Genomic DNA, 9200 nt, shown 5'->3' with positions numbered 1-9200 from the left:
CAGCTGACTGAGTTGGCGCATCATCTAAACTCACAGCCTCGCAAATGCCTCGGATACCGGACCCCCGCCGAAGCCTTTGCTGCCTATTTGCGCGAAGGTGGCTGATGCCCTACCCTCCAAGGCGGCCATGATGCACTTGGGTTAGCTTCCCCACGCCGGACGTGCTGCGCCTCTCGCGAGGAGTTCCCTCGAAGCACAAAAGATGATGAACTAGACTGCCGTGGCCGACGGTCGGCTCCAGAACGTTCGGCGTGCATTTGATGATCTCCTCGATTATAGATTGCCTCTGTCGCTACACGTCTGATCAAACACCGCCGGAAGTCAGGAACAGCTATGAAGCAAGCTTCGATTGCCGCCACCGAAACACATCACGCGGCAATTCCGGCCTGGACCTGGGTGGCTCCGCTTCTTGCCTCGGTCCTATTGGCGCTGAAGTTTCTCCATGTCGTGCCATCGGACGCGGCACTGGTGCTGGTTTTTGCGGCCGTCTTCCTTGGTGCTTCCGTCTTCAGCGCCGTCCATCACGCCGAGGTCCTGGCACTCAAGCTCGGCGAACCTTTCGGCTCGATCCTGCTGGCGATCGCCGTGACTGTCATTGAAGTTGCGCTGATCGTCTCCATCATGGCCTCAGGAGCAGAAGGCAGTGGTTCGGTTGCGCGTGATACGGTATTTGCGGCCGTGATGATCGTGCTCAACGGCGTTGTCGGGCTTTGCCTGATCGTGGGCGGCCGGCGGCACTTCGAGCAGACGTTCCAGCTTCAGGGCGCGTCGTCTGCCCTGGCCGTGCTCGGCACCCTCGCCGCGCTGGCGCTGATCCTGCCGAACCACACGCTGACAGTCCTTGGGCCGTCATACTCGCCGCTGCAAGCAATGTTCGTCGGGTTGGTTTCCCTGATGCTTTGGGCCGTCTTCGTCTTCGTGCAGACCGTCAAGCATCGCGCCTATTTCCTGGATGCGCCAGCTGACAATGTGGAAAGCGATAGCGCGGTGGCAGAGCACCACGCGAAGCCATCCGACCGGGAATCGCTGGCATGCCTCGGTCTCCTGCTGGTATCTCTCGCCGCCGTCGTCCTGCTTGCCAAGACCCTTTCCCCCTCTCTCGACAGGGCGATCGATCTGGCAGGCCTGCCCCACACCTTCGTCGGCGTGGTGATCGCCGCGATCGTGCTTTTGCCGGAAGGCATTGCGGCGGCGAAGTCCGCGCTGAAGAACCAGCTTCAAAACAGCATCAACCTCGCTCTCGGATCGGCGATTGCGAGTATCGGCCTCACCATCCCGGCCGTCGCCGTCGTCTCGCTCGTTCTCGATCAGCAACTGTCGCTGGGGATCTCAGCAGCAAACACGACGCTGTTGGTGCTGACCCTCTTCGTCAGCACCCTGACTTTGGGCACCGGCAGGACGACGGTGCTGCAGGGCGCGATCCATCTGGTGATATTTGCGGTGTTTCTGCTGGTTTCAGCAATCCCCTAAGGACGCCTTCGCGCATGCCGAACTGTGACCGTCAGAACCGCTCGACCCATGGCCTGACTTCGATCTCCCATGACCAGGCGCTTCGATGCTGGCGCAAGAGATCGATGTAGGTTTGTGCGATTGCGTCAGGGTCGAGCGTGCTATCCGGCGCTTCCGCGGGATCGCCGCGAAGCTCGCTCCGGACACCCCCGTCAACCACCACATGGGCGACATGAATTCCCTTCGGAGCCAGTTCTCTCGCAGCACTTTGTGCCAGCCCGCGCAGCGCGAATTTCCCCATGGCGAACGGTGCCGAGTTGGCGAAGCCCTTTACGCCGGCCGTAGCACCCGTCAGCAGGATCGCGCCCTTGCCGGCCGCAAGCATGCGCCTGGCGGCTTGCTGTACCGAGTAGAATGCACCCAACGCGGAAACGGCCACTGCCCTTTCGACCTCCGAGGGATCAAGATCGGTGAGTGGTCCGCGCACGCGGCCGCTAGCGTTATAGATGACGACCTCAGGCGGTCCGATATGCGCGTCCGTTTGCGCGAAAAGTCTCTCGACCTGGCTCGGGTCGCTGGCGTCGACCTCAAGAGCGATGGCACCGGTCTGCTCTGCCAGCGATTTGAGTTTGCCGGTGTCGCGAGCAGCGATGGCAACGGAGAGGCCTGCCAAGCGAAAGCTTCTCGTCAGTGAGGCGCTGATGCCTGGGCCCGCTCCGATGATGAGCGCGCTGCGATAGGGAATGGTCGACATGTCTCTTCTCCGATGTGGCCGCTGAAGATACAGATCGGATCGATGCTGCCGCCACGCAATGGCGGGAAAGCAGGAACTGGTTCGGAGGGTGTGATTTTTTCTTGATGCCGCTATGCGGCTTCAAAACCGGATCCATCCAGACTTCGGCAATGACTAGCGGTCGGGCAGCCTCATAGCCCCTCGCCTAGGGCGTCACACGCGATTTTTACGACGAGTTCGGCGCCGACTCTCAAGGCAGTCTCATCAATCTTGAACTGCGGGTGATGAAGGGGATAGATACAGCCCTCCGCCTCATTGCGGATGCCAAGCCTGAAGTAGACTGAGGGCCGTTTCTCGCTGTAGAAGCCGAAGTCATCGGCGGCTGTCCATCCGGCCGCCGCAACCGCAGTTCCGGCACCGAACAGGGTGTCCGCCGCCAATGCGACAACGCGGGCCAGTGCCGGATCGTTGACGACAGGTGGCTCGCCCTCGACAAGGCTGAATTCGACCGTTGCCCTATGCGCGAGCGCAAGACCCTTCAATATGTCCTGGACACGTTCGCGGGCGCGGAGACGCGTCGCCGGGCTGCCGCTGCGGATGGTTCCCTTCAAGCGGACGGTATCGGCAACGACATTGTAGGAACCGCCGCCTTCGATGCTGGTCACGGAGATGACCAAAGGATCGTAGGCATCCCGCTCCCTCGAAACGATTTTTTGCAGTTCCGAGACCATGGCGCATGCCACGGCAATGGCATCAACGCCTTCCTCCGGCTTGGCCGCATGTGCCGACGAGCCGCGGATCACGGCATCGAAAATGTCGCTGGCAAGCGTAAAGGGGCCGCCGGCGACGGCAATCTTGCCTGCCTGCGTGTAGGGATCGACATGAATACCGATCGCCGCGTCAATATCGTCGAGGAGCCCTTCTTCTACGATGCGGCGGCCGCCGAGAGGCTCGGCCTCCTCTGCGGGCTGGAATATGAAGCGGACCGTTCCGGCAAAGGTGTCGCGATGCCGGTGAAGATGCGTTGCCGCAGCCAACACCATAGCCGCATGCGCATCATGGCCGCATGCATGCATGACGCCCTTCACGGTCGAAGAGAATGCAACGCCGGAGTGTTCCTCGATCGGCAAGGCGTCGATATCAGCGCGAACGGCAACCTTCCGGTTGGAAAAGCCGGCTGTTCCCTCGATATCGACCGCAAGCCCGAAGCCCGCAACATCGCGGACTGCTGTCAATCCTCCGGTCTCCAGCTGGCCGCGCAGATAGGCTTGCGTCCGGCTCTCCTTATTTGACAGCTCGGGATGGGCATGCAGGTGTCTTCGCACCTCCAGCATGTGCTTGATCTGGCCCGGCGACAGAGTGTCAGGTCTTGGCATGGATCTCTCTAGGAAAATTGGTGAGGGTTTCACAACCGGTCTCCGTCACCAGAATGGTTTCGCTCACCTCTATGCCCCACCCGTCCATCCACATGCCCAGGATCGAATGCAGGACATTGCCCGGCTGCAGGACCGACTTGTCTCCAGGACGCAGGCTGATCGTGTGCTCACCCCAGTCGGGCGGATAGGCAACGCCGATCGAGTATCCGATCCGGGATTCCTTCTTGAGCCCATGGCGCTCGATCACTTTGCGCCATGCGAGTTCCACACCCTCGGCAAGCACACCCGGCCTGATCGCCGAGAGCACAGCCTCCATTCCCTCAAGAACGGCGTTGGCGGTGTTGGTGACTTGTTGCGGTGCTTTCCCCAACTGCATCGTCCGCGCCAAACCGGACGTGTACCGGCGGCAGACGCCGGCGAGTTCGAGAGCGATCGTCTCGTTTGCGCCAAAGCGGCGGTTGCTCCACATGATGTGAGGGGCCGAGGCGTTTTCACCCGCGAGAATGGTGGGCGGCAATGCGGTGATGTCTCCGGCAAAGTCGGGACTTCCAGCGATCTGCGCGGCCTGGATCTTCGCGATGGCATCGCATTCACGAACGCCTGGCGCGATAATGTCATAGGCGGTTGAAACCGCTGCCTCTGCGAGCCGGGATGCCTTGCGGAGATAGTCGATCTCGGCCGGGCTCTTCACCGACCTTATCCAATTGACCAACAGATCAGCGTCAACGAATGTTGCATTCGGGAGTCCTGCGGTCAGGCGGGAATGTGCCTTGGGTGAGTAATAGTAGGCTTCGAGCTCGATGCCGATCCGCCGGCTGCCCCATCCCTTCGCAGTGATCCACTGCGCGATCCAATCCATCGGGTGACGATCGGATTGCTGTACGTAGCCCTCGGGAAATCCGACGATGTTGTCCGGGCGCATCCACGCCGTCAGCAAGCCGCCGGCCGCATCCATGGCACGGCCGAGCCAGACCGGCTCCGCGCTTTCCTCGATCGGCAGCAAGACGGTCTGTGGGGTATAGAAGGACCAGCCGTCGTAGCCCGTAATATAGTGCTGGTTGGCGACGTCGTTGATCACAAGAAGCTCGAGATCGCGCCTGCCCATCTCCGCACGTATCCGGCCGAGACGCTCCTGGTATTCGCGTCTGTCAAACGGCAGCTCGATCATTCTTGCCCCTCACCTACATGTACTCTGATCAAAGGGTTTCATGTCGCGCAACCCGGCGCAACATGCCCTTAAGTACCGAGTGTGGCATCACCTCCGCACATTTTTGGTCTAAAGTTTCCCCCCTCGCTAGACGATTTCTCTCTTTGCCAAGTTGAGCGAAGCCTTGGCCCGAGCCATCATCGGTGGCATTGCTGCCATCGATGCGGAAGCGCAGAGCGACGATCTTTTACCGTTTCAGTTCGCGAGGGCGCACTGAACAGTGCGGCGCTAGATAATCAAACGGGCGTTGAGCCGAGAAGCCAACCGGAGGACCCGGTTGGCTTTGTTCTTTGATCAAGCACCTTTCCAGACGAGTTTGGCATTGGCGAGCTCACGCGCGCCGAGACCGCCAAGCTCCCGGCCGAAGCCCGAGCCCTTGATGCCGCCGAAGGGCGCGCGGGGATCGGAACGGACGAAATCGTTGATAAAGACGGCTCCAGCCTCGATGCGGGAGGCGACGCGTTCGGCGCGTTCCGGATTGCTGCTCCACACGGCAGCGCCGAGGCCGTATTCCGTATCATTTGCCAGTGCCACGGCCTCGTCTTCATCCTTGAAAGTGAAGAGCATTGCGACGGGGCCGAAAAACTCCTCGCGTGCCACCGCCGCATCGCGGGGCAATCCGGCAATCACCGTCGGCTCGTAGAAATAGCCGTCGCCGGGGATCGATTTGCCACCGGTCAGAACGCGCGCGCCTGCCTTCACGGCGTCATCGACCTGACGCTGGACATTGTCTCGGATATCGGCTCGGGCCAGCGGACCGAGCTTTGTTTCCGCCTTCATCGGATCACCGACCGGAATGCGCTTGACGGCATCGACAAAGGCTGCGGCGAAGCGCTCGGCAATCGGCGCGTGGACGAAAATCCGCTTGGCGGCGATGCAGCTCTGCGCGTTGTTCGAATAGCGCGAGACCACTGCCATCTGCACCGCTTTATCGAAATCGGCATCGTCGAAGACGACGAAGGGATCCGAGCCGCCGAGTTCCAGCACCACTTTCTTGCCGAGAGAACCCGCCTGCTCCGCAACCGTGCGGCCCGCAGCCGTGCTGCCCGTCACCGTGACGGCGGCGATGCGTGGATCGGCAATGACGGCAGGAGCACGTTTGCGATCGATCACGAGATTGGAATAGAGCCCCTGCGGCGCGCCGGCATCGAGGATCAGCTTCTCGATCGCCGCCGCCGATCCCTGGACCGTTTCGGCATGCTTGACGATCACGGTGTTGCCGATGAGGGCGGCCGGGATGAAGAAGCGCAGCACCTGCCAGAAGGGAAGATTCCACGGCATGATCCCGAAAATCGGCCCGATCGATTGATAGACGATCTTGGCGGGCGTTCCGGGGATCGGCTCGTCGGCGATATAGGCCAATCCGTCACCGGCGAAGTGCCGGGCGCCGAAAGCCGATTTCTTGATTTCGCCCTGTGCTTCGGCGAATGGCTTGCCCATCTCCGAAACGATCAGCGCGGCATATTCGTCGACACGCGCCTCCAGCAGATCCGCAAGGCGGTTCAGAAAAGCAGCGCGCTCGCTGAGCGGTGCGGCGGACCAGGTCTTCCAGGTCTTGTGCGACTGATCGAGGATCCGTTCGACCTCGGCTCCGGTGTGTTCTTCGTAGCGGCCGATCAATTGTCCATCGGTTGGATTGTAGGAAAGGAAGCCCATCTAAATCTCCTCTTGTTTTAGCAGGCAGGCATCGAAGTGCAGGAAGCGTCAGCTGCTTCCCTGCAGCAGAGAAAAACTGGCGGCGAGACCGAGCGTCAGGCCACCAAGAACGGCAAATTCGCGCCGCCACGGAACGAGGCTCTCCAGCACCATCCAACCGGAAATTACCGCCATCCAGATCATGTTGGAGACCCCTCCAGCGAATTGCAGCAGAACCATGCTGGCGCAGCAGGCGGCACGGCAGAGCACCTCCCTGCCCTGTTCATTCCGGCCTCGGATCAACACCAGGACGGCGGCGGCAAACATGGCGGGGGCAAAAAGCGGCGCAGCGAAACGGCCATCGCTATCGACGAGCCCGACCGGGCGCATCAGCCACTCGGCCAGGGCGCCGGTAATGGCTGCGGCAAGAAGCATCGATACCGGTTGTGACGCTGCCTTGCAGCTCAGACGAAACAGCCCGCGCGACAGGAGCAGCGACGGAGCGGCCATCGCCGTCATCATGACGAGCCAGGATGCGATTGCCTGCACTAATCCGAGGGGCGCCGTGGTGGACACGCCAGCTGACCGGCAGATAACATCGCCGACCGCCTGTGGAGCGCAGTAGAGCGCAAGCCACGCCGCGAGACCGACCGCCAGCATGCCGCAATCGGTGGCACCGCTGCTGATATTCCGTCGTGCTATCGCCGTGACCATGCCCTTGTCCCAAAGCTTCATCATCAAGTGACCGGTGGCGGTTCGCCACCGGTCACTGTCCTCAGATCAGCTGCAGCAGCTTGCCTTGTTCTCTCCAGCGAGAACGCTTGCCCTGTTGATCACCGGCGGCAGATTGTTCGACGGATTGACCTCGAAGAAACCGGCCGGCGCGAGCGAGAAGCCGCAGGAAATGCAAGGCTGAACCGGAAAGTCTTCGGCGCGCACGACATGGTGGAGACCAAAGGAATGCCAGAGCACGATGTCGGTGTTCTCGACATTGCGGTCCTGTTTGACGAGCTCTGCGAGACCATCTCTGCCATCGGAATTGGCAACGAATTCTCCTGCAGGATAGCGTTCATTCTCATTGAACGGCGTGACCCAGATGTGATTGCGGATGAAGTTGGAGCGGATACCTGAAGGACCGTCGTCCTGGATCATCGGTGTGACGCAGTTCGGGGCATGGAGCTTGTAGGCGACCGGTTTGCCGACCTGGTTCAGCTTGTTCGGATTGACGACCTTCCAGCTGCGATGGGTGGAGAGATCGGCGCGCCGCGCCGCCGCAAGCTCGGTCTTCAGCACCGTATCGACAGCATGGAAGGCGTTGCCATACGGATTGCTGTCGCTGAAGGGCTCCATGTAGGAGTTGGTTTCGACAACGCTGTTGCCGCCGCCATCCACCGCCATATCGAGGCGCGCGCAGAAGATGTGCTGATGGATCGGAGCGCCGAGGCCCGGCTGAATTTCCGTCGAGTATTTGTCCGGCTGTCCGGGATGGCATGCATTGGTATTGACGATGCCGGTCGCCTTCATCTCGAATTCGATTTCACCGGCCTGATCGAGATACCAGTACTGGGCATATTCGTAGTTTCCGACAGTGCAGATGCTCGAAATGACAAGCTTGCGGCCGCGGTGCAGCACCGTCCGCCCTGTTCGGAAATCCCAGTGTTTCCAGAGGATTCCGGCGTCTTCCTCATGGATGCAGACCGCCTTTTCGATAGTGACGACCTCGCCTTTCAATCCGTTCACATGTGCGTCGAGATACTGGATCTGGCCGAGGCAATCGCAGCCGAGCTTCAGCGAATTGGTCAGCTTGCCGAAGCCGTACTCGCCGACATCGAAAATGTTCTGGCGGGCGTGGCCGTAGAGTGGTGATCCGTAGGGAACGACGAGCTCGGCAATAGCCGCACGCCGCACGACGGAGCGGCCGTCAAACCGGATATCGTGAAGCACGAGACCTTCGCGTGGCGTAAAGCCGATCGCGAGCGTCCACTTGTCCCAGGAAATCGCATGGTCCTTGATCGTGAAGCTGACGCCATCCGGCTGAACGACATCGAGCGGCTTCAGCGGCGCGTCCGGCGGCGGCAGGAACTCCGGATCGTAATCGTAGCGCGTCATCGGGATTGGCGGATGATCGGTATAATCGTCGACCCGCAGCACTTCGCCGGTCTTCACGTCGATCACTGCATTCAGCCCCTCGATTGGGTGGGCATAGTAGTTGCCGAACTCATGAACGCGCAGCCAGGAAAAGGTGTGCGAGATCAGCCTTCCCTCCTCATCTTCATGGCCGAAATTGCCGCCCGACCAGGAATCGACGATCACACCCGTCATGTCGGAGATGCCGCGCTTGCGGCAGGCCTCGATGAAGCGCGGGTCGTTCTTGACGTTGACCTCGACGCTTATCATCTGCTCGACCATGAAGCCGGCACGCGCGGCCGGGAAATGCGTGCGACGGATGATTGCCTTGTCGGCAACAGAAATAATGAGCTGCCAGACGCCCGGGACATCGAGATGGTTGACGTTGATGCGCGCCTCGCGCGGCAGTTTTCCGCCGTCGAGATAAGCACGGTACTCGGCAGGCGATGGCTCGCGCAGGTCTATATTCTCGAACAAAACGCCTGGGCCAAGTTCCGGATCCGCCTTGACGACCGCGACGGCTATATTGATCTCGTCCGGGGTGAGTGGCGCCAGTGCCTGCAAATGCTTCGGCGGCGGAGGTGCCGCAGCAGGTTTGAGGGTGGCAGGTTTGACGGCTTCATTCATGGTTCTGTCCTCAAATTCATGGCCGGAAGCTACGCGCCGCCTGCCG

The 9200-nt window shown here is 60.9% G+C and carries 7 protein-coding genes and 1 pseudogene; 2 read left to right on the top strand and 6 right to left on the bottom strand.

What is annotated here, in order from left to right; all coding sequences use genetic code 11:
* Window positions 1-105 (top strand): annotated as a pseudogene (locus AC1DJO_RS07410) (IS30 family transposase); the annotation flags it as partial.
* Window positions 106-333: 228 nt separating this feature from the next.
* Window positions 334-1470 (top strand): calcium:cation antiporter, encoded by a 1137-nt coding sequence (locus tag AC1DJO_RS07405; protein WP_112388179.1) that lies wholly within the window; start codon window positions 334-336, stop codon window positions 1468-1470.
* 31 nt (window positions 1471-1501) lie between these two features.
* On the opposite strand, the gene AC1DJO_RS07400 is transcribed toward AC1DJO_RS07405, so the two are convergent.
* The 6 genes from AC1DJO_RS07400 to AC1DJO_RS07375 all read right to left on the bottom strand — a co-directional run bounded on the left by AC1DJO_RS07400 (window position 1502) and on the right by AC1DJO_RS07375 (window position 9154).
* Window positions 1502-2203, bottom strand: coding sequence for an SDR family NAD(P)-dependent oxidoreductase (locus AC1DJO_RS07400; RefSeq protein ID WP_112388180.1), 702 nt, complete (start codon window positions 2201-2203; stop codon window positions 1502-1504).
* A gap of 170 nt (window positions 2204-2373) precedes the next feature.
* A complete protein-coding gene (locus AC1DJO_RS07395) occupies window positions 2374-3558 on the bottom strand; it encodes a M20 metallopeptidase family protein (protein ID WP_310291232.1) in 1185 nt (394 codons plus the stop codon).
* A complete protein-coding gene (locus tag AC1DJO_RS07390) occupies window positions 3545-4726 on the bottom strand; it encodes a M24 family metallopeptidase (protein ID WP_477969576.1) in 1182 nt (393 codons plus the stop codon). Before AC1DJO_RS07390 ends, AC1DJO_RS07395 begins: the two co-directional genes overlap by 14 nt.
* A 333-nt stretch (window positions 4727-5059) precedes the next feature.
* The gene (locus AC1DJO_RS07385; RefSeq protein WP_112445350.1) at window positions 5060-6421 is read right to left on the bottom strand and encodes an NAD-dependent succinate-semialdehyde dehydrogenase; all 1362 of its coding nucleotides are present in this window, start codon (window positions 6419-6421) and stop codon (window positions 5060-5062) included.
* 48 nt (window positions 6422-6469) lie between these two features.
* Window positions 6470-7138, bottom strand: coding sequence for a copper chaperone (locus AC1DJO_RS07380; RefSeq protein WP_112388182.1), 669 nt, complete (start codon window positions 7136-7138; stop codon window positions 6470-6472).
* A gap of 42 nt (window positions 7139-7180) precedes the next feature.
* Window positions 7181-9154: a primary-amine oxidase gene (locus AC1DJO_RS07375; protein ID WP_477969574.1), complete on the bottom strand. Its 1974-nt coding sequence runs from the start codon at window positions 9152-9154 to the stop codon at window positions 7181-7183.
* Window positions 9155-9200: the final 46 nt, after the last annotated feature.

This window comes from Rhizobium sp. 05N430, from assembly GCF_056396985.1.
The sequence above is the reverse complement of the archived record's forward strand: the minus strand, read 5'-3'. Positions and strand labels throughout refer to the sequence as shown.

Excerpts from the sequence above, each read along its gene's own strand:
- AC1DJO_RS07405 (WP_112388179.1), top strand. The coding sequence starts at position 334 with ATGAAGCAAGCTTCGATTGCCGCCACCGAAACACATCACGCGGCAATT.
- AC1DJO_RS07400 (WP_112388180.1), bottom strand. The coding sequence starts at position 2,203 with ATGTCGACCATTCCCTATCGCAGCGCGCTCATCATCGGAGCGGGCCCA.
- AC1DJO_RS07395 (WP_310291232.1), bottom strand. The coding sequence starts at position 3,558 with ATGCCAAGACCTGACACTCTGTCGCCGGGCCAGATCAAGCACATGCTG.
- AC1DJO_RS07390 (WP_477969576.1), bottom strand. The coding sequence starts at position 4,726 with ATGATCGAGCTGCCGTTTGACAGACGCGAATACCAGGAGCGTCTCGGC.
- AC1DJO_RS07385 (WP_112445350.1), bottom strand. The coding sequence starts at position 6,421 with ATGGGCTTCCTTTCCTACAATCCAACCGATGGACAATTGATCGGCCGC.
- AC1DJO_RS07380 (WP_112388182.1), bottom strand. The coding sequence starts at position 7,138 with ATGATGAAGCTTTGGGACAAGGGCATGGTCACGGCGATAGCACGACGG.
- AC1DJO_RS07375 (WP_477969574.1), bottom strand. The coding sequence starts at position 9,154 with ATGAATGAAGCCGTCAAACCTGCCACCCTCAAACCTGCTGCGGCACCT.